Source organism: Corallococcus sp. CA049B (assembly GCF_003611685.1).
Lineage (GTDB): Bacteria > Myxococcota > Myxococcia > Myxococcales > Myxococcaceae > Corallococcus > Corallococcus coralloides.
Genome location: NZ_RAWC01000009.1, coordinates 1 through 26,048, shown reverse-complemented (window position 1 = coordinate 26,048; position 26,048 = coordinate 1). Strand labels below are relative to the sequence as shown.

The window sequence follows — 26,048 nt, the reverse complement described above, 5'->3', positions numbered from 1 at the left end:
TGGAAGTCGTGTAAAGAGAGTTTTGATCCACTGCACATGTTTCGCGGTGTCATGCGGCCATTGGCTGCGAGGGAGAGGTATGCGGAAGCTGTCCATGATGGGCGTGATGCTGTTCGGCGTACTGGGTTCCGGGTGTCAGGGTGAGGACTGGGAGCAGCCCCCCCACGAACAGCCCGGCGGCGCCGAGGCAGCCGTCACCGCCACGCGGCAGGCGGTCGTCTCCCCGGAGCTCGCGGCGTCGCTCACGTGCGTCGAGACTTATGTCGGCGCGGGGACCTGCGACTGGGCACACTGGAGCGAGCTGTGGGAGACGTGCCAGACCTACGAGCACGCGGAGCTCGAGGACGGCCTCTTCCTGGATGAGGTGCAGGCAGAGAACTGCACGGCGGCCAACTGGTCCGCGCTGCGCGAGCAGCTCATCGCCCCGCGCGTGCCGCTCGTCCGCGTGCGTGAAAGCTGTAACGGCGGCTCCCAGGTGATTCAGGAGGCTCCATCCAACGGCTGCCACACCCTCCCGCAGGCCGCGGGCGCCTCCTTCGTCGACGTGCCCATCGGCAAGGCCGTGACGCTCCATGCCGCTGGGGACTGCACCGGCGACTCGGTCACGGTCGAGACCGACACGAACCTCTGTGAGACCTCGTTCGGGAGCGGCGCGAGCGCGAACGACCAGGTGCGTTCGTTCCGGATTCAAGACGTCGAGGCGCCCACCTCGGAGCACCGCTACGACTGTGCTGGCGATGAGTCGACCTGCGTCAAGAACAACAACAACGCCAACAGACTGGCCGCCATCAACAAGAAGCACACCGTCAAGGTCGTCCGCATCACCCTGGATGGCAGGACGACGCCCGCCCTCAGCGCCATCCAGAACTCCATCCGTGACGTGTACCGCCACTACGCCGTCGCGTCTCACGGCCAGGTGAGCCTGGAGTTCACCGGCTCGCAGACCGTGCAGGTGACGAGCAGCAACTGCACGACGGCGAAGAACCAGGCCCGCCAGAAGGCCAACTCGAGCGCGTTCCTCACGGTGTTCGTGCTGCCCGGCGGGATGTGCTCCACCTCGAACGCCGGCTCGCGCAGCGTCTTCCTCAAGGGCACCCTGGTGCGGGACTATGCCCACGAAATCGGGCACGTGCTCGGCCTCGCGCACAGCAACGTGCGAGACCCCTCTACCCAGGTGGTCAAGTCATCCGCCGACTCAAGCAGCTTCATGAGCACCTTCGCGGCGGACAACTACAACCTCCCGCAGCTCCACTGGCTGGGGTGGACGAAGAAGGAGGAGCTCGTCAGGATCAACCCGGCCATCGACAGCAGTGGCTCCACCGAGGTGACCCTCCGTCCGGTGGGCACCAACGCGGACAGCACCAGCAGCCTCCCGCTGGGCGCGGTCTGGGAGATTCCTGGCACCGAGCAGCGGCTGTTCATCGCCGTCCCGAAGCCGCGCCTCAACGGCACGAATCAAATCGAAGGCGGCACGGTGTTCGCGTACCAGGCCCCCAAGTGCGTGGGCTGCACGGGCATGGCCATGGGCACGATGCAGCTGGCGCGGTTCGGCGCCAAGTCCGTCAATGAGCACAAAGCGAGCGACATCTTCATCAAGCCGGTGGGCTACACGAGCAGCTTCGTCCAGGAGAACGGGAAGAGCGTCGAGGTGTTCACCTCCGTCACGCTGCGCATCCGGAAGTAGCGACCGCCCTCGGCACCGGGAGTGTTCGGATTTCCGACGCCCGGTGCCGGGTCTCCGAACACGGAGGGGGCGGAGAGGAGGAGGCCCCAGGGCACACGGGCTGGGGCATCCGCCTTGCTTGGGCATAGGGTAGCGCCCACGGTCCAGGAGGACGCGCCTTGCATTCCCTACCCCAGCCCACGGCCGCCGGAGTCGAGCAGGTCCAACGCGAGGCGTTCTCGCGGATGTTCCGGCAGGTGACGAAGGTGCTGTCGTTCCTGAGTCCCCTGCCGGTGGTGATGGTGTCGCTGGGGCTCATTGGTGACACGTCCGCATGGCGCCGGTGGTGCGTGGCGTTGGCGTTGGGGCTCGTGGTGGCGGGGGTGGGGGCCGTCGTGGTGTGGCGGCGTCAGCCGGTGGTGTCCCACGAGTCGGGGAGGATGTTGCCGCTGGTGGCGTTCCCCCTGTTCACGGTGGTGAACCTGGCGCTGGGGGGACTGGAGAGCCCGCTCATTCCTCTCGTGCTGCCCGTGTCCCTGGCCACGGCCATCCTCTTCCCTCCCGCGCGGGCTCGCAGGTGGGCGGGCTACCTGCTCGCGCTGGTGGGCGTGCAGGCGGCGGTGACGCTGACCGGCATGGTGGAGGACCTGGTGCCCCCGCTCTTCGGTGGAGGCCCGCGCGCGGGACACAACAACGCGCTGCTCCTGACGATGCTCGCGGTGACGGTGTTCCTCATCATGTGGACGAACTTCGTCGGCACGAACCTGCGGCGCACGTTCCGGGGCATGGTGCGCACGGCGCTGGACGCGCGGGATGAAGCCTTGAAGGCACATGAGGAACGGGTGCGCTCGCTCACCACGCTGTCGGGCGAGATTGCCCACGAATTGAAGAACCCCCTGGCGAGCGTGAAGGGCCTGGCCGCGATGATTGCCCGCGAGGTGGAGGGCCGGCCCGCGGAGCGGCTCGCGGTGCTGCGCCGGGAGGTGGACCGGATGCAGGAGATCCTCGAAGGGTTCCTCAACTTCTCCCGGCCGCTGCTCCCGCTCAACGAAGCGCACGTGCCGCTGGATGGCCTGTGCCGGCAGGTGGCGGAGCTGCACGAGGGCATGGCGGGAGAACGGGGCGTGGGGCTGCGGGTCGCGGAGGGGCCGCCAGTGGAGGCGTGGTGTGACGCGCGCAAGGTGCGGCAGGTGTTGATCGACGTGGTGCAGAACGCGCTGGACGCCGCGCCCCGGGGCAGCACGGTGGAGCTCCAGGCATGGACGTCCCCGGAAGGCGGAGTCCGCGTGGAGGTGCGGGACCAGGGCTCCGGGCTCGCGGAGGAGGTGCGCGAGCGCGTCTTCGAGCCGGGCATCACCACGAAGCCCCACGGCTCCGGCCTGGGCCTGGCCCTGTCACGAGCCCTGATGCGCCAGCACGGTGGAGAGTTGAACCTGCGCGCCCGTGAGGGCGGAGGCTGCGTGGCGGAGCTGAGCCTCCCGGCCGCGCAATCACCGCGAAAGGAGGCCCTGCCATGAAGGCCCGCGTGCTGGTAGCGGATGACGACGCGGGCGTGCGCTACACGCTGCGCGGCTTGCTGGAGGATGACGGGCTCACCGTGGAGGAAGCCGTGGACGGCGAGGCCGCGCTCGCGCGGCTGGACTCCGAGCCGCCCGTGGATCTGGTGCTCAGCGACCTGCGCATGCCGCGTGTGGATGGCATGGAACTGCTCCGCCGCGTCGCCGCGCGTCCGCATGCGCCCCGCGTCATCCTCATCACCGCGCATGGCTCGGAACGTCACGCCGTGGAGGCGATGAAGCTGGGCGCGCTGGACTACTTCCGCAAACCCTTCGACGTGGACGACGTGCTGGCCGTGGTGCGCCGGGCGCTCGGGATGGTCCGCCTGGAGGCGGAGAACGAGCGGCTGTCCGGCGAGGTGAACCTGCTGCGCTCGCTGGTCTTCGTGTCACCGTCGATGGCGCGGCTGGCCCTGCTGATCCAACGCGTAGGCCCTCGCGACGTCACCGTGCTGATCACAGGAGAGAGCGGCACCGGCAAGGAGCGCGTCGCCGAGGCCCTGGTGCGCGCCTCCCCGCGAGCGGACAAGCCCTACGTGCGTTTCAACTGTGCCGCCCTCACGCCGGAACTCGCGGAGGCGGAGCTCTTCGGCCATTCGAGAGGCGCGTTCACCGGTGCCGTGCGAGCCCGGCCCGGCCTCTTCCGCGAGGCCTCCGGAGGCACGCTGCTCCTGGACGAAGTGGGAGAGCTCGCCCTGCCCCTCCAGGCGAAGCTCCTGCGCGTCTTGCAGGAGGGCGAGGTGCGGCCCGTGGGCGAGGACCGCTCCTTCCCGGTGGACGTCCGCGTCCTGGCCGCCACCCACCGCGACCTGCCCCAGCGCGTGGCGGAGGGCCGCTTCCGCGAGGACCTCTACTACCGCCTCAAGGTCGTGACGCTCCAGGTGCCCCCGCTGCGAAGCCGCCCGGAGGACATCGCCGCGCTCGCGAGGCACTTCCTCGCCCGCCACACCGAGCGCTTCCACATGCCACCCGTGGCCCTGACGCCCGCCCTCCTGGAGCGCCTCACGGCCCACGCCTGGCCCGGCAACGTGCGCGAGTTGGAGAACGCCCTGGAGAGCGCCGTGGTGCTGTCCGCCGACGGAACCCTGGACCTGGAGCTGTTGCCCGGAGGCGCCAGCGCGCCCACGCCCCAGGCACTGGCCACCACCGGCACCAGCCTGCGCGAGAAGCTGGATGCACACGAGCGCGAGCTCATCCTCGCGGCGCTCGCGGCCTCCAAGGGTCAGCGCACGGAGGCCGCGAAGGCGCTGGGCATCGGCCGCGCGACGCTGCACGACAAGCTCCGCAAGCACGGCCTCCTGAACGAAGGCGAGGAGCCGGAGCGCTGAAGGCTCACGGCTCGGGCGCCGTCTTCACCTCACAGGCGTAGGTACCGGAGCGGGCTCCCGGTGTCCGGGGGTGACAGGCGAGGACAGGCAACGGTGGGGCGCCCGAGGGAAAGGGGAAGCGGCCTTCGGCCAACTCACACGAGGGCGCGGAGGGGTTGGCCCAATCGCACGCCCTGGCCGGCAGACGCTCCATCGGAAACCACTCCGACTTCCGGCTCCGTCGCTCGTCGCAGACCTCCTGTGGCTCGCCAGGGCCGACACAGTGGAAGTCAGACACCTTTGGCGTCCTCTGGCGAAGTTCCAATCGCGCGCACCAGCGGAGCTGGACCCGCCGCGCGCAAGCCTCTCGAACCTGGGACGACTCAGCGAATTCGGTCAACTCGAACGCGCGGCCCTCCCGCGACACCCCGAGCATCACCCGGCGACCCTCCGCGTACCCCGCTGTGAAGAACGGTTGGCCCGCCTTCCACAGCGCCTCCGCTTCCGGCTGAAGAGCCGGTTTGGCGGCAGGCATCTCAGGGGGAGCCAGCAGACGGCCCCCAACCACATCGCTGTCACACACTTCGCAGCTCACGATCTCTCGCTGAAGCGCCACGGGCACCGGCGGAAGGACGCCCGTGCGGAGCCAGGTCAGCTCGCTGTCATCGGACGAAAGAACCCTGCGGCTTCGCATGCAGCTCCAGGCATCCTCCGGGCTGGTGTCGTCCGCATAAATCAACCATGTCTCGCCACGGGGCAGGTTCAGGACGCAGTCACCGCCCCTCCCGTAGGGGAGCTGCAACACCTCACCTGCCTTGACGCTGCCCTTGAACGTCTCCAGGACGTCCACGGTGGCGAAGCGTTCGGACGAGTCCTCCGAGTTTCGGACCCGCCCCAGGTAGATGAACCCGGCCTCGTCCCGGGCCTCCTTCAGCGCGCCGGGAAGTCCCTGCGTGCGACGGATACATGAGCAGGCCCACCCCGCTGTCGGCACCGCCAGGCATCCCACCAGCACCGCGATCCACCACGCGTTCCTGACCATGGAAGGGATTCTAGCCACACATTGACCTGCGAGGCCGGAATGACAGTGAATACGCAAGGAGTGTGACGCAGGGAGGAGCGGAGCATGGAGCTCGACAGGTCCGACCACGAAACCCTGGCCCGCTGGGCCGCTGACTGCGCCGAGCGCGTCCTCCCCTTCTTCGAACAGAAGTTCCTGGAGGACCACCGTCCCCGCCACGCCATCGAGGCAGCCCGAGCGTGGCAACGGGGAGAACTGCTGATCACAGACGCGATTGCGGCCGCCTTCGCAGCGCACGCCGCTGCCTCGGATGCCACCACGCACGCCGCCGCATGCGCCGCGGCCCGCGCCGCTGGACACGCCGCCGCCACCGCCCACGCCGCAAGCCATGCGTCACAGGCCGCCACCTTCGCGGCCACCGCCGCCGCCCATGGCGTGGCCGAAGTCTCGGACGCCGCCGAAGCCACCGCCCGGGAACGCGACTGGCAGCGCCAGCATCTGCCCGAACACCTCCACGCCCTGGCCTTTCCCCCCCGGAACAATCGCTGAACGCACTGCGCGTGCGCGACGCATCCCGGCCATGCCGCCCACCCGGCATTGGCTCGGCCGCGCCATTTGACAAAACCAGCAAAATCCGTTTTCCGTTTTTAACATGAACTTCAAAAAGCCAATGTTGTGCACGGTGGTGCTGGCCTCCGTCGCCTGTGGCGGCGAGGCCTTCGAGGGTGAGCAGGTCGCGGCGGAGGACCTGTCCACCACGCGGCAGGCGGCCTTCTCCGGTGTGAACGGGACGGTGTGCGAGGAGAGCCCGTACAACTGCAAGCTGCGGCCCTCCGGCGGCAACCGCGTGCAGACCAACGACCCGGACGATGATGACTCCTGGGGCATCACCACGGGCGTGCCCATCCGCGACGGCAACGGCACCGTGGTGGGCACGTCCACCCGGACGCGCTCCCTCTTCAACTACGGCCAGACGCGCACGTTCGCCGGCGAGCTGCACGCCTTCGCGACGTCGACGTCCAACTCCAGCGCCGGCTGGCTGCCCATGTCCGCCATCCTGGGCCTCACCTCCTTCGAGCAGAAGGTCGGCCACGTCTCCGCGCTGAGCTCCGGGCTGAGCAAGATGGCGTGCTACGCCGTGCGCAACTGGCACGACACCCACCTTGAGCTCAAGAAGGTGGTCTACGACAGCACGGCGACCCACGAGCGCGCGGGGGACTACCTGCCGCTCGTGCGAGCCAATGGCCTGCGCTCGGCGAACCTCACCTTCAACGTGCCGGGCTTCGGCCTGGGCGGCGTCGCGGTGGACCACTTCCCCGCGGGCACGAAGTTCCAGCGCCTGGACGTGCCGACGAACTCGGGCGCCCCCTCCATCGACATCCCGCTCTGGGTGCTGGACAGCGCGGGGCGCTACCGTCAGCAGTCCGGCACCCTGAAGTTCATCTACGGCTACGTCATCGCCGCCACCGGCACGCGCCGCAACGGGTGGATGGCCTACGACGCGCTCGAGGTCAGCTCCGGCTGTCCTTGAGTCACGGCGCCATTCAGCGGGGGTACGCCTCCAGCCATTCGATGCCACGGCGCAGCAGCCGCCGTGCGTCGAAGAGATGTGACACGGCCCGGGCAACGCTTCCGGAGCGGCCAATTCCCTCCGCGAGGCATTGCTCTCCAATGCGCGTGAAGGGGTCCACGCTGGACGCGCGCAGGGCGTCGGTCACCGGCTCGCGGGTGTCGAACTCCTCGAAGTCCACCCAGCGCCGCTCGCCACCCACCTGGAGCGGCCGCTGGTAGCGGATCACGCGCTTGCCCGGGAGGTCCGCCAGGTGCTCCGCGTGGTGCAGGATCGTGAGCGTCTCCAGCGGCGCCCCGAGCATCAGCACCTTCCCCCCCGCCTCCACCAGCCGGGCCAGCGGTGAGCCGGGGCCATAGCCATAGTGGAAGGAGTGGTCCGCGCAGAGCCACTCCGCCCGCGCGCCGATGGCGACCATGCCCGCGTCCGGATGGTCGCTGCGGACCGCGCCGGGCCAGGTCCTGAGCGTCTCCGCGAGGATGCCGTGGTCGCGGGTGGCCCGCGCGGTGCGCTTGTCGAAGGTGGGGATTTCGTCGCGCAGGCGCGCGTCCTCGAAGTCCTCCGGCTCCACGCCCATCTCCCAGTCCAGGTAGGCCATGAGCGCGCCCCGGCTGCCCACCGCGTCTTGCAGCGCCTGCACCACGGTGTTCACTCCCCCCAGGACGGGCCCGAGGCTCCGGAGACCGGCATGGACCATCACGAGGTCGCCCTCTTCCAGGCCCAAGCGCCGCAGGTCCTCCCTCAATCCGGTCCGGGTGGCGGGGGTCCTCGTCATGGCGATCCATCCTTCCTGTCGCAGGGTACTGGAGGATAGCAACCGCCTCGCCCCGTGGGGCCTTGAAGGGGTCTCCGGGGACCGCGAGGCTTTCCTGGAGACGCCTGCCCATTGTCCTGCATTGACAGGCAACGCTATCCTGGCGGGGCAGCACCCATTCCCCCAAAGACCAGGAGAAGCGAATGCGCGTGGCAATCATTGCCGGACTGATGGCCGTTGGACTGCTTGCGGGCTGCGGCGGCGCCGAGGAGATGGAGCCCATGAGCCCCGAGGAGACCCAACGCGTCGTCGAGATGGCGGTCCCGAGCGCCTGTACCGACGCGTGCGACCAGAAGTATTACCAGTGTTACTTTGGCGGCGGCGACCCCTATTACTGCAACAGCTACCGCGCGTTCTGCATCTCGCAGTGCCCGTGATGGCGTGAGCCGATAGCGGCCCCTGGACGGAGCGGGGAAACGACCGCTCACCCGTGACGTGGAGCCGCTCGGGCGCGGGAATCGCTCCCAGACGGAGGCCCCCGCGATGCTCGTGGCATGAACGCATCGAGGCATCCGCGCGCGTGGGCGGCTTTCGTCCTCGGGCTCTTCGTGGGCCCTCTCGCCGTCGCGCTCTTCGTGTTGGCGGCCTGTATTGGCGCGTCGGCGTCGGGCTGGGCCTATGCGGTGGGGGGCGTGGTGCTTTCGCTGGGGCTCCTCACCAGGCCCTGGCGAAGACGGGGCGGCCTGACACGCGCGGGATTGGGGCTCCTCGTCGCGGTCGCGACGGTCCGGCTCGCAGGGGCGGATGGCCCGCGGGTGCGCACCGGGCGGCTGCCAGCGCCGGGAACGCGCTACCTGAACCGGCTGGTGGACGAACGCGACGGCACGCTCCTCGCGGCCCACGTCCTCTGGCGTACGCGGAGGATTCCCGCCTCGGACGCGGCGGAGTTCATTCCCGCGCTGGAGTCCGCGTTCGACCGGCTCGCCCAGGAGGAGGGGCTGGTGGCGACGCCCGCCATCTCCACGTGGCTGGGGCTCCAGTCACCGGAGGCTTTCGACACGGTGGTCATCACGCCCGGGAAGCCGAGCCTCGACACGGCCGTGGTGATGATCCATGGCTTTGCCGGCAACTTCACCGTGTATTGCTGGCAGCTGGCCCGCGCCGCCCGGGCCATCTCCGCGAGGACCGTCTGCCCGTCCGTGGGTCCCCGGGGAGACTGGTGGAGCGCGGACGGAGCGAAGACGCTCGAACGCACCCTGCTCTGGCTCCGGAGCCAGGGCATCCGCCGCGTGTACCTGGCCGGACTGTCCAACGGCGCGGTGGGCGCGCACGTGCTCGGTGGCCGGGCCGTGCCTGCTGGCATCGAGCTGCGAGGGCTGGTGTTGATCTCCGGCGCCGAAGCGCGGGCGCCAGCGCCACGGGTGCCCGTCCTGCTCGTGCAGGGCACCCGTGACACGATGATGCCCGCGCGCATCGCGAGGGACGTGGCCACGCGCCTGGGGAGGCGCGCGACCTGGTTCGAGGTGGACAGCGGGCACTTCGCATTCCTGGACCACCACGAGGCCTGTGAGCGAGCCATCGCCACCTGGCTGCTCAATCAGGAGAAGGCCCCGCGCGCACAGCCCTCACGGTGAGGGCTGCGCCGCCACGCGGTCCTTCGACGCCACCAGCTCCTCGCGCCGCAACAACAGGCGCGCGTTCGTGTTGGGCAGGATGCGCACCTGGAAGCGCCGCTGGGCCATGTCGTCGGCCGTGAAGACGTTCCGGTCGCTCACGAGCAGCAGCGCGGTGGGCACCACGTACCGCGACGAGCGGTTGCCGTAGTAGTGCACCAGCACGTGGTACGGCCCCGGCGCCGCCTTGCGCGCGTGGTACAGCTCCGGCCCCAGGCCGTCCGTGATGTCCCAGTACAGCTGCCCGCCCAGCGACGTCTGCTTGTGCTGGTAGAAGCACTTCTCCCCGTCCGGCTCGATGACCCACAGGTCGATGTCCGTGCTGTCCGAGTTCCAGTGCGTGGTGAGCTGATAGTCGATGGGCCGGGCCTCCGCGAACATCCCCGCTCCACCGGGCCCCCTCAGCACGGCGCGGCGCGCCTTGAGCACGGAGGCCACCTCCGCGAGCCGGGGCTGCCGCTCCAGCCCTGCCAGCATCCGGGCGTAGTGGAAGCCCGCCACCGTCCGTAGCTCGTCGCCATGACGCTTCCAGGGACGCGCCAGGACGATCTCGTAGTTCCGGGCGGCCTCCGAATAGCGCCCGGCCGCGTCCAGCGCGAGCGCCTCCTCCAGGAAGGCCTGCGCCTCGAAGGGACGGCTGAGGCGCACGTGCTCGAAGAGCTCCGCCGCCGCCGGGTACTGCCCCAGCGCCAGCAGGCCGTACCCCACCAGCCGCAGCGCCTCCGCGTCGCGGGGCCGCAGCTCCACGGGCGACGACAGCGCACGCACCGCGCCCCAGGTGTCCCCGGAGAAGGCACGGCGGCGCGCCACGGCCTCGTAGATCATCACGTCGTCCCGGTTCGCCCGCCGCGCCTTGCGATAGGCCAGCTCGGCCTGGAGCCGCTCGTCACCGCCCGCGTAGGGCGCGTCCTTCAGCGGCTGGCGTCGCAGGAGCGCGGGCAGGCCCTTCTGCTCGGCGAGCCGGGCCACCACCGCGCGGCCTTCGGCGGGCACGTCGTCCAGCGCGATGCCCAGGAGCTTGTCGCGGCGCTGGTCCTCCTCCCGGCGCCGCAGCGACTCCAGGTTCGCCAGGTCCACCTGCTCGTCGCGGACGGCGTAGCGCGTGTAGTCGCCCTCGGACTCCAGCACGAGCATGGACGCGCGGGCGTTGGCCAGCCGGTAGTGCTGGCTGAGCGCCACCACCATCCGGTCCAATCGCTCGTCATCCAGCGACACCAGCTGGGACACGAAGAGCTCCGCCCACGCCCGGGGCGCGAACGCGCTGTTCGCGTCCACCGGCAGGGGGATGCGCAGCGTGCGCTCGGGCCCGGTGCCCGCCTGGGTCACCACCTCCAGCGCCGCTTCGCCCTTGCCCGGCAGCCGCCCCGCCACCTGCAGCTCCTGCCCGGGGAAGACGAGCCGGGGCCGGCCCGCCACCACCAGGTCCTTCACGTCCGCGCCCACCACCGACACGCGGGACAGCACCACGGACGCCGCGCGGTGCGCCTTCGCCGCGGCATCCACCTCCGCCGCGGACAGGACGTTCACGACACGCCCGCCGCTGGAGCGGGACAGCGCATCGAAGAGCTCCGTGTTCACCGCCGCCTCGCCGAAGCGGTACGTCACCCAGCGCAGGGACTCCACGCACGGGTGCCGGGAGAGGAGCGCGTCCACGCGGCTCTGCCCCCACGTGATGTTGCCGTCGGAGAGCAGGAAGGCCGTCACCCGCTCCCCGGCGGCGGCGGGCTTGAGCCACTCACGCCCGGCCCGGTCCAGCTCGTCCAACGCGCCGTCCACGTGTGACGCGCCCTCCAGGAAGACGCGCTCCAGCTCCGCGAAGCTGGCCTGGCGGTTCGCCGCGTCGTTCGGCCGGAAGCCCGGTCCGTGCAGCCAGCGCGGACGCACGTCGAAGAGGAGCACCGCGTACTCCTTCAACGTCGCGTCCTTCTCCAGGAGGGCGCGCAGCGTGGCCGCCTGGATGGCCCAGGCGTTGCCGTCCTCGGCGGACAGCGAGGTGTCCACCACCAGCACCGCGCGGCCCGTGGGAGGCCCCTCCGCACCCGAGGTGAGCTGCTCCGGCAGCCGCACCCGCGCATGGAAGGCGCGGCCCGGAAGTCCCGCGTCGTCCGAGCCCACCAGCACGTCCGCGTCCTTCTCCCGAGGCGCCAGGGCCACGCTCAGCGCGCCGTCCCCGGTGAGCGTGGGAAGGTCGTGGACCCACCAGGGGTCCAGCTTGCTGCGCTTCGTGACCACCCCCTCCGGCTCCACGAGGATTTGCGAGACCTGGTGGGGATCCACGTGCACGCGGGCGGAGACGCGCAGCTCCTTGCCCGCGCCCGGAGGCAGCGGCCACGTGTAGCGCAGGTGGGTTCCGTCGAAGAGGAGCGTCTGCTCATACGCGATGACGACGCGCTTGAGGGACTTCGGCGGCAGGGGAAAGACGCGGGCGCTGAAGGTGGACGCGCCCGACCATTCGAGCAGCGCGGGGTCCACGTTGCGGCGCACGACGTCTTCGTACACCTCCCGCGCGCGCTTCTGCTCCACGACGCGGGCCTCCTGGATGTCGCCCCAGGAGCGCTTCGCGCCACGGGGCGAGGGCGGCGCGGAGGCCGCGAGCCGCTCCAGCTCCTCCGAGTCATCCCCCAGGGGAGGCAGCAGGTCCGGCGACTGGAACAGCGAGGGCGTGTCCACCGCCACCGCCCCCGAGTACAGCGCGAAGCCCGCCACCGTCGCGCCGCCGGGGAGCGGGTAATAGAACGTGCCTTCGAGGCTGCGGCCGGAGTCGTTCTCGAAGAGGTGATCAACCACGGTCCGCGCGCGGGCGCCCTGGATGTACGTGACGACGCGCACGGCTCGGGCCTTGAGGGGCTGGTAGCGGCCGTCATCGCCCATGACCAGCACCTTGGCGGCGCGAGGAGCGGCCTCTACGCGAGGCAGCACGGGCTTCGGGGCCTCATCCGCCTTGGCGGCCTGCTTCTTCGCGGGCGTCGCCCCAGAACCGGAGCCGAAGCCGCCAGCGGCGCTGCCACCGCCACCGCCACCGCTGCCCTTGATGATCTGGATGATCTCACGGCGGCGCTGCTCCGAAGGAGGTGGCGCGCCCGAGGGGGGCGACGCTCCGAACATGTTTCCAACAACGCCTCCGACGACACCGCCGGCCACACCGCCCTCGACTCCATCCGCTTCCGGCTCAGCGGGGGCCCGCGCGGCGGGCATGGCCGCGAGCCGTGCACGGTCCGCGCGAGCATCCCTCTGGCGGCGCTCCATCTGCTCACCCATCGTGGCGTCCAACAGCTCCGCCTCCCCCAGCCCCGGGGCCTCAAGGGCGCGCGAGCGTGACGGAGCGGGTGCGGCCACGCGCGCAAGGTCCTCCGGTGGACGGGCGGCGGCTCGCGAGAGCGCCGCGACCTCCTCCTCGGAGAGCACCTTCGGATCCGCCACGGAGTCGCGCAGCGCCGCGAGGTCCACCTCGCCCGTGTCCGGTTGTCCCGCGACGGTGGCGGGGGCCGTCAGTCCCGCCTGGATGAAGGGCGCGGGTGTTTCACTCGGGGCGGCGGCCTTGGGTGGAGGAACGTCCGCGTCCCGTTTGCATCCCGAGGCGAGGAACCCCATCAGCAACACGACAGCGGAAGCACGATAAAGGCGCATGATTGAACGCTAACCCATCCGCGAATGGCAGGCGCATGCCCGCCAAGACATGGACCATCCATGACACCGCCATGACGCGGTAGGTTCCCAAGAAAAGAGGGGACGCCCATGGACTGGTCAGCGGCGCAGTACACGCGCTTCGAGGACGAACGGAACCGCCCCATCCGGGACCTGCTCGCGCGGGTTCCCACGGCCGACGTGAAGCGCGCGGCGGACATCGGCTGCGGCCCCGGCAACTCCACGGAGCTGCTGCGCGCCCGCTTCCCCAAGGCCGCCGTCACCGGAATGGACAGCTCGCCGGACATGCTCGCCGCGGCGCGCAAGCGCCTGCCGGACGTGCGGTTCGACCTGGGAGACATCGCGACCTGGAGCGACCCGGGCCCCTACGACGCCCTCCTGGCGAACGCGGTGCTGCAGTGGGTGCCGGACCACGCCATTTTGATGCCCGCGCTCCTCCACAAGCTGGCGCCGGGTGGGAGCCTCGCGGTGCAGCTGCCGGACAACCTGGAGGAGCCGTCCCACCGGCTGATGCGGGAGACCGCCAGCGCGGGTCCCTGGGCGGACAAACTGAAGGGAGCCGCGAGCGCCCGGACCGAGCGCCATGACGCCAACTGGTACTTCCGCACGCTGCGCGACGCCGGAGCCACGGTGGACGTCTGGCGCACGACCTACTTCCACCCGCTGACCGGAGGCGCCAGCGCGGTGGTGGAGTGGTTCAAGGGTTCAGGACTCCGGCCCTTCCTCGAACCGCTCGACGCGGGGGAGAAGACAGACTTCCTCGGCCGCTACCAGGAAGGGATTGCCCAGGCGTACCCGGCGCTTCCCGACGGGACGGTCCTGTTGCCCTTCCCCCGGCTGTTCATCGTCGCGACGCGCTAGGAGCGTGTGCCCCTGTCCCCGGTACAATGGCCGGATGGGATTCCCACTGCTCACATAGAGTCCCCAGCACGCCCCGCCCGCTCATCGAGGACGCCCATGCGCTTGAACCTCCTTCCCGTCATCGGATTGCTCATCCTTCCTGCCTGCGGCTCCAAGTCGGAGCAGACGGAGGGCGTGGGGTCCTTGCAGGGCGACACGGCCTTCCCGGTGACCTGGTCCGGCGAACTCCTGCCGCGCAGCCCCGACGGCGGGACCTCTTTCTCGATTGCCGTGCTGGCCGACAGCGACTTCTCCGGGCTCTGCACGACCCCCGCGGACGCCGGCTATGTCCTCCCGCCGTCCCGCTTCGTGACGGTCTGGGTCATCGGCCCCCCTGCGGCAGGGACCTTCGAGGTCGGCACCGCCACCGGCCCCGGGTTCGTCCAGGTCCAGCGGAGTCTCACGGACGGAGGAACGGAGACACTCGCGGTGGCCACCAGCGGGAGCATCCACCTGACGACCGCGACGACGGACCGGCTCGTTGGAAGCTTCGATGTCCAGGTCCAGGAAAAATCCGACGGAATGACGACCGGTTTGTCGGGAACCTTCGACGCCCCCTTCTGCGCGAACCGGAAGTGATGCCTCCGCCCCTGGGACCCCGACTCAGACGATGTCCAGCCCGTACTGCGCGGCGGTCAGGTACTGGAGCATGACGAAGTAGACACTGGAGGAGGCCTTGTGGCCCGAGGCCCCCTGGTAGGATTTGATCATCTCGTTGCGCAGGGCCCGCAGCTGCGTCTTGTTGCGTGAGCGGTTGTCCGTGAAGGGATTGCTCAGCTCCGACACCAGGCCACACGCATCCGCGAAGGCATCGAACGAGGCCCCATCCGTGTCGTCCAAGACCTCGTAGTCGGCCTTCTTCTTCCCACTGCCCTTGACCACGTCCGCCCAGAGCTGCGCGCGCACCCGCGCCCGCTCCTCCGAGACACTGGTGATGAGCGCGATCTTCAGGTGCGCCGCGAGCGCCTCCGCGGCCCAATCCCCACCCGGCCGCACCGAAGCCCCCCAGGCCCCGGTGGGATTGAAGTCGAACGTGGGCCAGAAGCCCGGATCCGCGGGCAGGCCCATCCGGCTCTCCTTCCGGATGAGCCCGACGAGCCCCTTGCGCACCTCCTCGGGCTCATGCGCGTCCGGGAAGGCAAGCGTGCAATCCTTCAGGGGAATCTCCTGCCCCAGATGGCACGGTGACGTGAGCGGATGCGTGAACACGCCCACCACCGAGTTCACGGCCGTCACCCCGGAGGTCTTCACCTTCTTGCTGTTGTGCACGGCGTCGTACGGCGAGAAGTAGTGGAACACCTGCGCGGGCCCGCCGATGTGCAGCTCCAGCTTCTCCTTCGACTTCTCTCCCAGCACCACGGGCGGCGCGGAGATGGCGTAGCAGTAGACGCTCACCCGGCTCTTGATCTTCGCGTAGACCTTCGCCAGGAGCTCACCACCCGCCAGGTCCAGGTAGGCGCACTGCGCGAGCGCGCCGCCCAGGCTGTGGCCGGTGAAGACGATCTCCCGAGGAACGCGGCCGTGCATCGCCTCCAGGCAGGCCGCCGCCAGGGACTCCTGGCAGCTCGCGTAGGCGTACCAGAAGCCGGCGGAGAGCTTCGCGTTGCTGAACCGGCCGACCGCCACCTCCTTCAGGTGGTTCATGTCGGTGACCCAGTCCGGGCTGCCCGCGCTGTTGACCAGCGCCTGCCCCAGCGCGCGCCCGCCGCTTCCGCTCCGGCTGCCGCGAAAGACCACCGTCAGCCGCTCGAGGTCGGGGTCGTAGATGGCGGCGCCCATCCAGCTGGGCCAGCCCGCCGTGGGGTGCGTCTGCGTCATCCCCGTCTTGCCCTGGAAGTAGCAGCACCGCTTCGAGCCGCTCGCCTCGGAGTGCTCCAGGCCCAGCAGCGTCCGCTCCCCGAAGAGCTCCTGGACCTTGATGGGGATGTCCTCCCCCTCCAGGTCCACGCCCTTCGAGAAGGAGATGGAGCGGTCCAGCTCCCGAGGCTGGAACAGGATGTACGGAGCGGCGCCCGTGCCGCCCCGGTACACGACCCCGCTCCGGGGGTTCGGCGGCGTCCTCAGGTCGTATTCGATGGGGTCGAACTTGTGGATGTCCGATTCGCTGCCGAGCAGCTTATGCACCTGGGCCAGGACGCGATCCCTCGCGCCCTGCCACATCCCGGCTCCGTGGGATTCGTAGAACGGATCCATCGGATAGACACAGCCCTGGGCGTACGCCTTGTAGGCGAAGCGGCAGTACTCCAGCATGTCCAGCGCCGTCTCGGCATTGGGATGAGGCACGGGGTGACTCCTGGGGGGCAGCAGCGGGCGCCGAGGATCAAACGGGCGCTGGCGACACGGCGTCAATGGAGCGGGGCTGACCCACACGGGCCAGTTGCTCCAGCAGCGCGGCACCCACCGCGTCAGGCGCTTCCAGTTGCGGGAAGTGGCCCACGTCCTCCAGCTCCAGCACTCGCGCCCGGGGCAGCACCTGCTTCCACCGTGACAGGTGCTCGGGCTTCACGAGCTTGTCCGCCCTCCCCCAGACGACCAGCGATGGAACGTCCGCGAGCCGGCCCAGGCCCTGCCCCTGTTCGTCCATCCACGGGCCTTCGTGGGAGATGGAGCGCGCGAAGCCCCAGGTCCCCATCCGCGACGCCCGGTCCGGGAACCGCGACAGGAAGGACTGGTGCAGCTCCCGCGTCAGCTTCGTGCGGCGCCCCCAGGACATCTTCACCAGCGTCCGCGCGGAGAAGTTCCAGGACAAATACAGCCACCGCATCAGCGCGTTGTCGACGTTGGGGCCCTTCAGGTCCCACAGCCAGCTCTGCACCACGGTGAGGCTCAGCACCCGCTCCGGCGCCGCGATGGCGAGCGGCAGCGCGATGGGCCCGCCGAAATCATGCACCACCAGGTGGAACGGCCCCAGCGCCATCTGGTCGAACCAGGCGCGCAGGTTCTCCACGTGCCAGGGCAGCGAATAGGTGCGCCAGTCCCCGGGCCTTTCGCTGTCACCGAAGCCCAGGTGCTCTGGCGCGAGCACGCGGTAGGACGGCGAGAGCCGCCGGGCCACGTCCCGCCACTCGCGCGACGACGAAGGCGTCCCATGCACCAGCACCACCGGCGTGCCCTGCCCTTCCTCATGCCACGCCATCTCACCGCCCGGAACCTTCAGCCGCTTCATGGGGTGTCTGCCTTTCGCTTGCGTGAGGGAGTCGCGGGCCACCTTCGGGCCGCGGCGCGGATCACCGCGGCGGCGGGGTAGCCGCCTTCGTGCTGCACGTACTGCTGGGAGATGCCCTCCACCAGGGCGAAGAGCACCCGCGCTTCGATGTCGGCCTCCGGCACCCCGCGCGCCGCCAGCGCCGCTTTCAGCCGCTGGTGCGTGGCCCCCAGGAAGTGCTCAAACGGCAGCTTCAGCCGCGCCAGCACCTCCGGTTGGTGACGCAGGCCCTGGCTCAGCCGCCAGAGGTCCCGGTGCGCGTCCATCATCTCCACGGCGGACGTGAGCAGGACCGTGACGAAGCCCCGCGCGGTGGGCTCGAGGTCCGCGGCCTCCAGCGTCCGCGCGACGTCCAGCATCGACGACTGCATCAGCGCCGAAAGCACCGCCTCCTTCGATTCGAAGTGCGAATAGAGCAGCCCCACGGCGATGTCCGCCTCCTGCGCGAGCGCGCGGACAGAGGTCCCATCAAAGCCGTGCCGGGAGAAGAGCCGCACCGCGGCCTGGAGCACGCGCTCCCGCGTCTTCTCCCGGAGGACTGCATTGGCGTCAGCCGTACGAGGCATGCCCCCAATCTTTGAATGAACGCTCGCTCAATGCAAGGAGCTCAGTACCCGCCGTCGCGCCACCAGACGCCCCAGTCCTCCAGTCGGATGACCCGCTCTGGCTTGGGTGGGCCCTGGGGCTGGAGGCGGTACATCCCGTGCAACAGCTCGCCAAACCGGTGCGCGCTGGAGAGGCCGTCGAGCTCGGGGCCCCAGGGCTCCGCGGCGTATCGGAATTCACTGACGCTGGCCCCGGGGTCGCCCTCCTTTCCCCAGCGCTGTTCGCAGACGATGGTGGGGACGGTGTGCGGCTCCACGGGGCCCTTCCATTCAGAGGCCGGCAGGTAGCCGCTCTCCCAGGAGCGGTCGCAGGTCCGGCTCGACGAACCGGCCCCGCGCCTCGGCGCCGAAGAGGACCTCGCGGGAGTAATAGTCCTCGAGGAGGTCCTTGCGCTGGAAGCGTGGGTTGTCTTCTACGAACGCGCTGAAGTCCCTGCCCGGTTCGGCCGCAGCCCGCGCACTGACGAGCTGGACCCACGCGACCGTCATGGTCTCGTGATACTTCTCCGGCACTCCGAGCCGGCCCGTCAGCGCCCGCAGGCCCGCGCGGGTGAGCTCGACGGCCGCATCACGCCCCGCCCTGAGCGTGTAGAGGTAGACCACCCGCACATGGTCGAGATGGGCGAACCCGCTCAGCTCCCCTCGTGAGAATCGTTCGAGAAACACGTCGTCATCCATGGCCATGCCTCCCCGTGGGCGCACCGATGTGCAGCGCAGTGTGGCAGCTCGCGCCGCCTCGCGCGGCCCCAGACGATGCCTGGCACACACACGGGGCCACGGCGCCGGAAGCCGCATTGACCCGTTATTCAAGAATAGCTAATTTCGCGGCTTGTGCGAGGGCTTCCGACCCGGTGCCCGCACGTTCCCTGAGAGGCCGAATGAAACTGAAACTGACCCAGGCGGTGAGCGCCATCTCCCTTCTGGCCGCGGCGTGCGGCCCGATGCCGGAGGGCCCGGAGTCCGACAGCGAGCAGATCGGTCAGACGGCGCAGATGATCCGCCGCGAGCGGGCCATCCCCAACGAGTACATCGTCGTCCTGCGCGACTCGACGCAGGAGGTCCGGCAGCTGGGCGCGGCGAACATCGCCCGGGAGCTGGTGTCCGCCACCAGCGGCCGGGTGCTGCGGACCTACGAGCACTCCATCCACGGCTTCCTGGCGAACATGAGCGAGGCCGAGGCCCGCCGCCTCCTGTCCGACCCGCGCGTGGCGTACGTGCAGGAGAACGGCCTCATCCACGTGTCCGCGACGCAGACCAACGCGACCTGGGGCATTGACCGCATCGACCAGCGGGACCTGCCGCGCAACAGCTCCTACACGTACAACGTCGACGGCACCGGCGTGCACGCGTACGTCATCGACACCGGCATCCGGCAGACCCACACCGAGTTCACCGGCCGCATCGGCAACGGCTACGACTTCATCGACAACGACAGCGACCCGTCTGACTGCCATGGCCACGGCACGCACGTGTCCGGCACGGTGGGCGGCACGACCTGGGGCGTGGCGAAGAAGGTCACCCTCCACGGCGTGCGCGTGCTGGACTGCACGGGCTACGGCAACGACGCGCAGGTCATTGGCGGTATCGACTGGGTGGCGGCCAACCACGTCAAGCCCGCGGTCGCCAACATGAGCCTGGGCGATGTGGGCATCCAGGCCATCGACGATGCGACGGAGCGGCTGATCGCCGCGGGCGTCACCACGGTGGTCGCCGCCGGCAATGACAGCGCCAACGCCTGCAACTACTCGCCGGCCCGCACGCCCAACGCCATCACCGTGGGCTCCACCACCAGCAGCGACGGCCGCTCGTCGTTCTCCAACTACGGGACGTGCGTGGACATCTTCGCGCCGGGCTCGAGCATCACCTCCGCGTCGAACTCCGGCAACTCGTCCAGCACGTCCATGAGCGGCACGTCCATGGCGTCGCCGCACGTGGCCGGCGCCGCGGCGCTCTACCTGAGCGCCAACCCCACCGCGACACCCGCGCAGGTGCGCGACGCGCTGGTGAACAACGCCACGCCGAACAAGGTCACCAGCCCGGGGACCGGCTCTCCCAACAAGCTGCTGTACACGCTCTTCATCACCGGCGGCGGCGGCAGCGACACCACCCCGCCCACGACGTCCATCACCTCGCCCGCGGGCGGCGCCACGCTGAGCGGCACCGCGAGCCTGAGCGCCAGCGCCACCGACAACGTGGGCGTGTCGCGCGTGGAGTTCTACGCGGGCACCACGCTGCTGGGCACGGCGACGGCCTCGCCGTACAGCCTCTCCTGGAACACGGCGACGGTGGCCAACGGCACCTACGCGCTGACCACGAAGGCGTATGACGCGGCGAACAACGTGGGCACGTCCTCCACGGTGTCGGTGACGGTGAACAACGGCACGGGCAGCTGCTCCATCACCGAGCAGCTCTTCGTCAACGAGGGCTTCGAGAGCGGCAACACGGGCTGGACCACGTCGTCCGGCGTCATCGACGGCACCACGTCCGGCAGCGCGCCGCGCACGGGCACGTACAAGGCCTACATGAACGGCTACGGCACCACGCGCACCGAGTTCGCCTACCAGGACGTCACCATCCCCGCCTCGGCGTGCAGCGCCACGTTCACCTTCTGGGCGCGCATCACCTCGTCCGAGACGACGACCACGACGGCCTACGACAAGCTGGCCGTCCAGGTCCGCAACAGCGCGGGCACGGTGCTGGCCACGCTGGCCACGTACAGCAACCTGGACAAGGGCACGGCCTACGTCCAGCGGACGTTCAACCTGGCCGCGTACAAGGGCCAGACCGTCCGCATCTACTTCAACGGCACGGAGGACTCGTCGCTGGCGACGAGCTTCTTCATCGATGACACGGCGCTGACCGTCGTCCGGTAGTCCTCCGCCAGGAAGTGGATGTACAGAGGCCCAGCAACCCCACCGGGTTGCTGGGCTTCTGCTTTCGGTGTCCATGCCGCTGCCCCTGGAGTCACACACATGACGTGGTGGATCTACGCCCTGGCCGCCGCGGGTTTCGCCGCGCTGACCGCCATTCTGGGAAAGGTGGGAGTGGAGGGAGTGCCGTCCACGCTCGCCACCGCCCTGCGCACCGTGGTGGTGCTCGTCTTCGCCTGGACGCTCGCGCTGGCCCGTGGAGAGGGCGCCGCCCTTCCCTCCCTCAGCCGCCGCACGCTCCTCTTCCTCGCGCTCTCCGGCGTGGCCACGGGCCTGTCGTGGCTGGCCTACTTCCGAGCGCTCCAGCTCGCTCCCGCCTCGCGGGTGGCGCCCATCGACAAGCTCAGCCTGGCCCTCACGCTCGTCCTGGCGTGGGGCCTGCTGGGAGAGCCCATGTCATGGAAGCTCGTCGTGGGCGTGGGGATGATGGTCTGCGGCGCGCTGCTGACGCTGGGCTGATACCTCAGCTGGGGAGCAGTGCTGACCGCGCCCGCGTTCGCTGGATGCATTCCTCCATCAGCCGTCCCAGCTCCGCCTGGGGCAACACACCGTTGCGCGCCAGGAAGGCCTCGTCGACTCCCGGGATGCTGGGGAGTGAAGGCGTGCGTTGTGTCTCCAGCGCTTCCAATGCCTGACGCAGCGCCTGCTTCGCCGTGCCGCCGCCTCGCTCCAGGGCGAAGGCAATGACGTCCCAGGCCAGCTCCGCGTGCCGTCGCTCATCGTCGGCGATGACCGCCAGGATCTCACGCACGACCGGGTCGCTGGCCCCCCCTTGACGCCTCAGCGGCGACGCTGGCGGCAAGCCCTTCCCCCAGACATCCATCCAGCAACGACCCGCGCACCAAGCGCGACCAGTCGTTCCCTTCGGCTGGACTGGGACGCTGGGGACGGTCCTGGCTCAGCTCCGGAATCATTCCCGCGCTCCAGGGCAGCCCCGAGTAGGCCCGGGCGAGCGCGAAACACCGCCGGGCATGACGGACCTCGTCCAGGGCCGCCAGGTGACACGCCTCCAGCAGCTCCAAGGGCGCCCCCAGGGCGGAGAGCTTGAGCGACAGCTTCGCGAAGGCTGGAACCGACGCGTGCTCCATGCCCGCGGAGTACAGCCAAGCCTCCCCCAGCACGGTTCGCTGCCAGGGCGTGAGCCCCTCCAGCCCTGGAGTGGCGTCGTCCGCCCAGCCGCCGCCCAGGGCCCTGCGGGCCACGCGAGCGCGCCCCTTGAGACGCAGCACGCGCCCCTTCGAGAAATTCATGTAACTGATTGCACTGTAGGCCCAGTACACGAGCCCCATCGTCGAGGCGCCCAGGACCGCCAGGATGCCTCCACGGGTTCCGGAGCCCTTCGACATGTCGACGCTTCCCGCCACGAGAAACACGGGCCCTGAGAGGACGATGAAGCACACGAACAGCACGATGAGATCGACCATGTCCAACTGTCTGGAGCAACGCATGTGCCAGCGCATGCACCCACCCCGGCGGGAAGGACGGCCGTCCCGGTATGCATGAGGCCGCGTACTTGTGCATCGCGCTGCACAGTGGACTTCCGCCGCGGCTGTGGTCTTGCCCATACTGGAGTGACTCATGACTGCGACGCTCAATCCTCCCCGAATCAAGCAACATATGCTCCGTGCTGTCGTCGTGGGGATGGCTGCATGGACCATGGGATGCAATCACGGCCCATCCGTGACGGCTCAAGGCACAGGCTCCCCGTCAATTGACGCAGGCATGGATGCGGGCCTCCCGATAACGGTGGAGAACCCAAGCCCGGAGATGGAAGTCGTGCCGGAGCCCTCTCCGCTCCCACCAGATGCAGGCGTACCCGCACCTCCTGCCGACGTGGGCCTCGTGAGTCTCGAGGAGGTCGCTCCCACGCCCCGCAGTCGCTTCCCCAGCACAGCCATGGTGCGTCAGCGCTCGCAACCTGCTGATGGGGTGCGGGAGCAAACAGACAATGTCGCGGTCGTGAGCCACTGCGAGGGACTCGCCTGCCTGGACGGGCTGAAGGATCTCCGCAGCGGACGCGAACTGATCTCCCTGGCTCCCACCCGGAATGAAAAGAACATCCTGAAGGAAGAGGGCAGCCTGGAGCGAGTGGTCAAAATTGCTCACGCAAGCGAAAGCTTCGTCTCCGCATACACAGGCCACTCAGAATATTCAGGTGGCGCACATGCCAACAACAGCCTTTCCTGTGTGACGTATGACCGCCATTCAGGGCGCCCCATGCGCCTCGAGGACGCCGTGACCGCCAGGAAAGCCCAATCTCTAATGCGCGATGCAAGAAGGAAGCTGGAGGCGTTCCAACAAGAGCAACGGCTCCCGGCGTATCAACTCACCCAGGAGGGACTTCTTCACGATTCCAGCTCTGGCCGTATTGCTCTTTGCGCAGATGCGCCTCCCCCCATGGCTGGCACGGTCATTATCATCTGGCTGCGACAATAGACAGAATCCCACACCAGCGGACGAACCACACGCAAAAAACACCGCACTGAGCACAGACATTGAGAACACGAACCGCACCAACTCGCGCAGTGTTCCTCCGGACTGCGGAACGACGAGCACCGCTGGGCGTGGCGCTGGAGTGTATAAGCCTTTGGGAGGAGGTCGCGGAGACGAGGAAGTGAGCCCACGCCTCGGGATGCGACAGCGCCTGCTTCACTTCTTGCCAGTCTGCATGCTCACCCACGGCTGCTCTCTGAAGAATTCTTCAAGCAGCGCGAACCGCATCGGCATCAGGGCGCGCAACTCCTGCTCCACGCGCGGATCGGGATTATTGATGGCTTGGTCGTAGAGCTTGACGGCCTCGCTGAAGTCCTCCTGCATCGCGTCATCGAGTGCACGCTTTCGCCCGTCCTCTATTGAGAGTTCCATCGCCTTGTCCTTCCTCCTGATGGGATAGCGCGAAGGACTCATGGCGTCGCTCCCCATCGCCTTTCTCCAAGGATCCCAGTCCGTCTTTTTTGACCAGGCTTGTTTGGAAACCGTGTGCGCCATTTCGTGAACCATTTCTCCATCAATGCGATTCTGATCGTCCACGTCTGAAACAGGATGGATGGTGAGTTTTCCATCCGCACCGGCAGCCATGAAGGTCGCATGAGTCGGGTCAGCTTTCCCTGGACTCGAACCACTGTTCCGACGGTCGAGAAAATGCGGGTGCACGTCCGCCTGGACAGAAACCAGGGCCTTAAGAGCCCAATCAGGCAGCGAAGCAATCGCATTTTCAACTTGCTTGATGGTCGGCAGTTTCCGTCCTTGAGGAACAAGGTCCGCTGGCCACATCGTCACCGGAATCTCCTGCTCACCCACCCTCACCATGTACTTCTTTGTTGGTGGGTTGGCGTCGACCTCGGTCTTCTGAACCCCCGGCCCCTCCTGCGCCTTCTTTCGACGCTCCGCGTAGGGTGAGACCTCCGTGGGAACTTTGTCGTCGCCCGTGGGCATGCCCATCACAGCTTTTCCAGCCCGCGGAACAAAGAGTCTCAAGTATTGAGCCTGGTCCTTGACGTCATTGAACTCATTCGATTCCAAATAGCCTTTATCGATATTATCAAACAATTGTCGACGAATCGGCGGTGACAGTTGTGGATTCATCCCCCCTACGATGCGGAAGATGGCCTCCTGCTCACTTGGGTCCAGCGCAGCCAACCCGTCGCTACCGAGCAATGTGCTCAACCGCTGGCGGTCCTCCGGACTGGTCAAATTGCCCCACGCAGTTTCCACAGCCTGCTGAACTTTCGGGGGGAGCGTCTTGCCCTCGGCAGTCGTGGTCGGCGCTCGGTCATCCCGCTCTGCGACGATGCCGTTGCCCTTGGCCAGCGAGTCCACCTGCACCGCGTGTTCGCGAAGCTGGCTCTCTACGCTGGCGATACGCTGCTCCAGTTCCGTGCGCTGCGCGGCCGTCTGCGGCGTTGCACTTCCGGCCGCCCCTGCGATGTCCCGGTTGAACTGCGTCTGCGTGGCCTCCAGGTCCTGAAGGATGCTGGACAGCTTCTTCACCTCCAGCCGCGACTCGAAGCCCTGACTGCCGTAGCCAGGCATCCCCGTGAGGACCTGCTTCACCTTGTCGATGAGCTGGCGCACCTTCCCCACGGCCCCCTCGTAGCGCTGGAGGACACGCGCCGTCTCCATGTGCGCCTGGATGTCCTTGTCCGTGGCATCCGGCCCGGCCTCGATGCGCACCTTCCCGTCGTCGTAGCGCACGTGCGTGGTGCGGCCGGGAAGCTCGGGGTTCCTCACGACCGGCACGGGGCGGCGCCCAGCGGTGGGACGCGTCTCGCCCTGCTCTTCCGTGCGCGGAGGACGGCTCTCCGCACCAGGCCCCGGGGCGCCCGGCTTTTCGGACCTCCCTGCACGAGAGGGCCCGCCATCCTGAGGCGGCACGGGCCCGAGCCGTCCCGTCGCGGGATTCACCCGATACACGGTGGGCGACTCCCGGTCCTCCGTCGTGTTCGCAGGGAGCTTCGCGGATGGCTTCTCCCCATCCTTCGAGCCGGGCTGTCCATCTCCTCCCGTCGAGGTGTTCCCAGGCTTCTTCGTGGACGGTCCCGTTCCGCCAGTTGCTTCATTGCCCGTCGAGCGGTTGGGGCCTCCCGTCGAGCCATGGCTCCCCGACGGCCCGTCGCTGCCCCCACGCCGCTTGCCGCCGCCAAGACTGACCGTGGTGCTTCCATTCCCGCCGCCGCCGCCTTCCGCCGTCACGTCGCGGTGCCGCGCGCTGAGCTCGAAGTCCACCACGCCCAGCTTCGCCCCCACGCCCAGCTCACGGTCCTTGAAGCGGCCCTGGGTGACCTTTGCTTCCTTCTTCAGGTCGTCGAAGGCGTTCTCGAACTTGCCGGCCTTCAACTTGTCCGTCACCGACTGCACTTCCTTGTCGGTCAGCCCGCTCACCTCCGCCGTGAAGTACTGGCCCTGGTTGCCCCTATCCACCGAGCCTTCCACGGTGATGCTCGTCTCCGAGGGCCCCACGAGCGCATCGCTCTTGGAGCCCGTCAGGAACGACAGCACGTCGTTGCCGTCCAGCTTGCTCGCATCCAGCGGCGTCTTCGTCTCGATGCTCACCGAGCCGCTGACCTCTCCGCCCAGGTTGAGGTCCGCCTTGCCCTTGAGCCCCGTGGCCGCTCCCGCCGCGCCCGAGCCCTCGAACGACACCGACTTCACCAGGTGCGTCGGCTTGCCCTTGTCGAACTCCACCCGCAGGCCCCCCGTCGCCCCCAGGCTGGCCGCTG

Annotated in this window: 22 protein-coding genes and 1 pseudogene; 12 read left to right on the top strand and 11 right to left on the bottom strand. The window is 68.8% G+C overall.

All coding sequences use genetic code 11. The annotated features are described in order from the left end of the window. Nucleotides 1-79: 79 nt before the first annotated feature. From D7W82_RS03290 to D7W82_RS03280, 3 genes are all read left to right on the top strand, one after another. On the top strand, nt 80-1,684 hold the full coding sequence (locus tag D7W82_RS03290; RefSeq protein ID WP_233587270.1) for a hypothetical protein: 1,605 nt from the start codon (nt 80-82) through the stop codon (nt 1,682-1,684). Nucleotides 1,685-1,842: 158 nt separating this feature from the next. After that, complete coding sequence (locus D7W82_RS03285; protein ID WP_147439210.1) at nt 1,843-3,180, top strand: PAS domain-containing sensor histidine kinase; 1,338 nt, start codon at nt 1,843-1,845, stop codon at nt 3,178-3,180. Further along, on the top strand, nt 3,177-4,547 hold the full coding sequence (locus tag D7W82_RS03280) for a sigma-54 dependent transcriptional regulator (RefSeq protein ID WP_120616916.1): 1,371 nt from the start codon (nt 3,177-3,179) through the stop codon (nt 4,545-4,547). The genes D7W82_RS03285 and D7W82_RS03280 overlap by 4 nt, the downstream gene beginning before the upstream one ends. A gap of 4 nt (nt 4,548-4,551) precedes the next feature. Here D7W82_RS03280 and D7W82_RS03275 read toward each other — a convergent pair whose 3' ends face one another. Then, nucleotides 4,552-5,568 carry a hypothetical protein gene (locus D7W82_RS03275; RefSeq protein ID WP_120616915.1) on the bottom strand — a complete coding sequence of 339 codons (1,017 nt, stop codon included), beginning with the start codon at nt 5,566-5,568 and terminating at the stop codon, nt 4,552-4,554. A gap of 84 nt (nt 5,569-5,652) precedes the next feature. Between D7W82_RS03275 and D7W82_RS03270 the strand changes: the two genes are divergently transcribed. After that, nucleotides 5,653-6,096 carry a putative immunity protein gene (locus D7W82_RS03270; protein WP_120616914.1) on the top strand — a complete coding sequence of 148 codons (444 nt, stop codon included), beginning with the start codon at nt 5,653-5,655 and terminating at the stop codon, nt 6,094-6,096. Between the two features lie 121 nt (nt 6,097-6,217). Further along, a complete protein-coding gene (locus tag D7W82_RS03265; RefSeq protein WP_233587269.1) occupies nt 6,218-7,078 on the top strand; it encodes a hypothetical protein in 861 nt (286 codons plus the stop codon). Between the two features lie 13 nt (nt 7,079-7,091). Here D7W82_RS03265 and aac(3) read toward each other — a convergent pair whose 3' ends face one another. Next, entirely contained in the window at nt 7,092-7,892 is an 801-nt protein-coding gene (aac(3), locus tag D7W82_RS03260) for an aminoglycoside 3-N-acetyltransferase (protein ID WP_120616912.1), read from the bottom strand. A gap of 182 nt (nt 7,893-8,074) precedes the next feature. On the opposite strand from aac(3), the gene D7W82_RS03255 reads away from it, so the two are divergent. Further along, nucleotides 8,075-8,308 carry a hypothetical protein gene (locus D7W82_RS03255; RefSeq protein ID WP_120616911.1) on the top strand — a complete coding sequence of 78 codons (234 nt, stop codon included), beginning with the start codon at nt 8,075-8,077 and terminating at the stop codon, nt 8,306-8,308. 117 nt (nt 8,309-8,425) lie between these two features. After that, a complete protein-coding gene (locus D7W82_RS03250; protein ID WP_120616910.1) occupies nt 8,426-9,505 on the top strand; it encodes an alpha/beta fold hydrolase in 1,080 nt (359 codons plus the stop codon). Here D7W82_RS03250 and D7W82_RS03245 read toward each other — a convergent pair. Then, nucleotides 9,497-13,171, bottom strand: a complete 3,675-nt coding sequence (locus D7W82_RS03245; RefSeq protein WP_120616909.1) for a VIT domain-containing protein — start codon at nt 13,169-13,171, stop codon at nt 9,497-9,499. The two genes, D7W82_RS03250 and D7W82_RS03245, sit on opposite strands and share 9 nt — an antisense overlap. A gap of 108 nt (nt 13,172-13,279) precedes the next feature. Here D7W82_RS03245 and tam point away from each other — a divergent pair, with 108 nt between their 5' ends. Together tam and D7W82_RS03235 are read left to right on the top strand one after the other, a co-directional pair. Continuing rightward, nucleotides 13,280-14,050: a trans-aconitate 2-methyltransferase gene (tam, locus tag D7W82_RS03240; protein WP_120616908.1), complete on the top strand. Its 771-nt coding sequence runs from the start codon at nt 13,280-13,282 to the stop codon at nt 14,048-14,050. A gap of 96 nt (nt 14,051-14,146) precedes the next feature. Next, nucleotides 14,147-14,668 carry a hypothetical protein gene (locus D7W82_RS03235; RefSeq protein ID WP_120616907.1) on the top strand — a complete coding sequence of 174 codons (522 nt, stop codon included), beginning with the start codon at nt 14,147-14,149 and terminating at the stop codon, nt 14,666-14,668. A 24-nt stretch (nt 14,669-14,692) separates the two neighbouring features. Here the strand turns inward: D7W82_RS03235 and D7W82_RS03230 are convergent, their stop codons facing one another. From D7W82_RS03230 to D7W82_RS03210, 5 genes are read right to left on the bottom strand one after another with little or no spacing between them, the layout of a single operon-like run. Further along, nucleotides 14,693-16,372: a hypothetical protein gene (locus D7W82_RS03230; RefSeq protein WP_199727667.1), complete on the bottom strand. Its 1,680-nt coding sequence runs from the start codon at nt 16,370-16,372 to the stop codon at nt 14,693-14,695. 37 nt (nt 16,373-16,409) lie between these two features. Beyond that, entirely contained in the window at nt 16,410-17,255 is an 846-nt protein-coding gene (locus D7W82_RS03225) for an alpha/beta fold hydrolase (RefSeq protein ID WP_120616906.1), read from the bottom strand. Next, entirely contained in the window at nt 17,252-17,860 is a 609-nt protein-coding gene (locus D7W82_RS03220) for a TetR/AcrR family transcriptional regulator (RefSeq protein ID WP_120616905.1), read from the bottom strand. Before D7W82_RS03220 ends, D7W82_RS03225 begins: the two co-directional genes overlap by 4 nt. Nucleotides 17,861-17,901: 41 nt before the next feature. After that, complete coding sequence (locus tag D7W82_RS03215; RefSeq protein ID WP_120616904.1) at nt 17,902-18,156, bottom strand: DUF6068 family protein; 255 nt, start codon at nt 18,154-18,156, stop codon at nt 17,902-17,904. A gap of 13 nt (nt 18,157-18,169) precedes the next feature. Continuing rightward, a complete protein-coding gene (locus D7W82_RS03210) occupies nt 18,170-18,577 on the bottom strand; it encodes a hypothetical protein (protein ID WP_147439209.1) in 408 nt (135 codons plus the stop codon). A gap of 200 nt (nt 18,578-18,777) precedes the next feature. On the opposite strand from D7W82_RS03210, the gene D7W82_RS03205 reads away from it, so the two are divergent. Both D7W82_RS03205 and D7W82_RS03200 read left to right on the top strand, forming a co-directional pair. Further along, nucleotides 18,778-20,772 (top strand): S8 family serine peptidase, encoded by a 1,995-nt coding sequence (locus D7W82_RS03205; protein WP_120616902.1) that lies wholly within the window; start codon nt 18,778-18,780, stop codon nt 20,770-20,772. 99 nt (nt 20,773-20,871) lie between these two features. Then, a complete protein-coding gene (locus D7W82_RS03200; protein ID WP_120563698.1) occupies nt 20,872-21,288 on the top strand; it encodes an EamA family transporter in 417 nt (138 codons plus the stop codon). A gap of 4 nt (nt 21,289-21,292) precedes the next feature. Here D7W82_RS03200 and D7W82_RS41260 read toward each other — a convergent pair whose 3' ends face one another. Together D7W82_RS41260 and D7W82_RS03195 are read right to left on the bottom strand one after the other, a co-directional pair. Beyond that, the gene (locus tag D7W82_RS41260; protein WP_233587268.1) at nt 21,293-21,580 is read right to left on the bottom strand and encodes a hypothetical protein; all 288 of its coding nucleotides are present in this window, start codon (nt 21,578-21,580) and stop codon (nt 21,293-21,295) included. Continuing rightward, nucleotides 21,573-22,253, bottom strand: a complete 681-nt coding sequence (locus tag D7W82_RS03195; protein WP_233587267.1) for a hypothetical protein — start codon at nt 22,251-22,253, stop codon at nt 21,573-21,575. Before D7W82_RS03195 ends, D7W82_RS41260 begins: the two co-directional genes overlap by 8 nt. Before the next feature lie 154 nt (nt 22,254-22,407). Here D7W82_RS03195 and D7W82_RS39935 point away from each other — a divergent pair, with 154 nt between their 5' ends. Then, on the top strand, nt 22,408-23,265 hold the full coding sequence (locus D7W82_RS39935; RefSeq protein ID WP_147439208.1) for a hypothetical protein: 858 nt from the start codon (nt 22,408-22,410) through the stop codon (nt 23,263-23,265). A 213-nt stretch (nt 23,266-23,478) separates the two neighbouring features. Here D7W82_RS39935 and D7W82_RS03185 read toward each other — a convergent pair. Further along, a pseudogene (locus D7W82_RS03185) lies at nt 23,479-26,048 on the bottom strand (hypothetical protein); the annotation flags it as partial.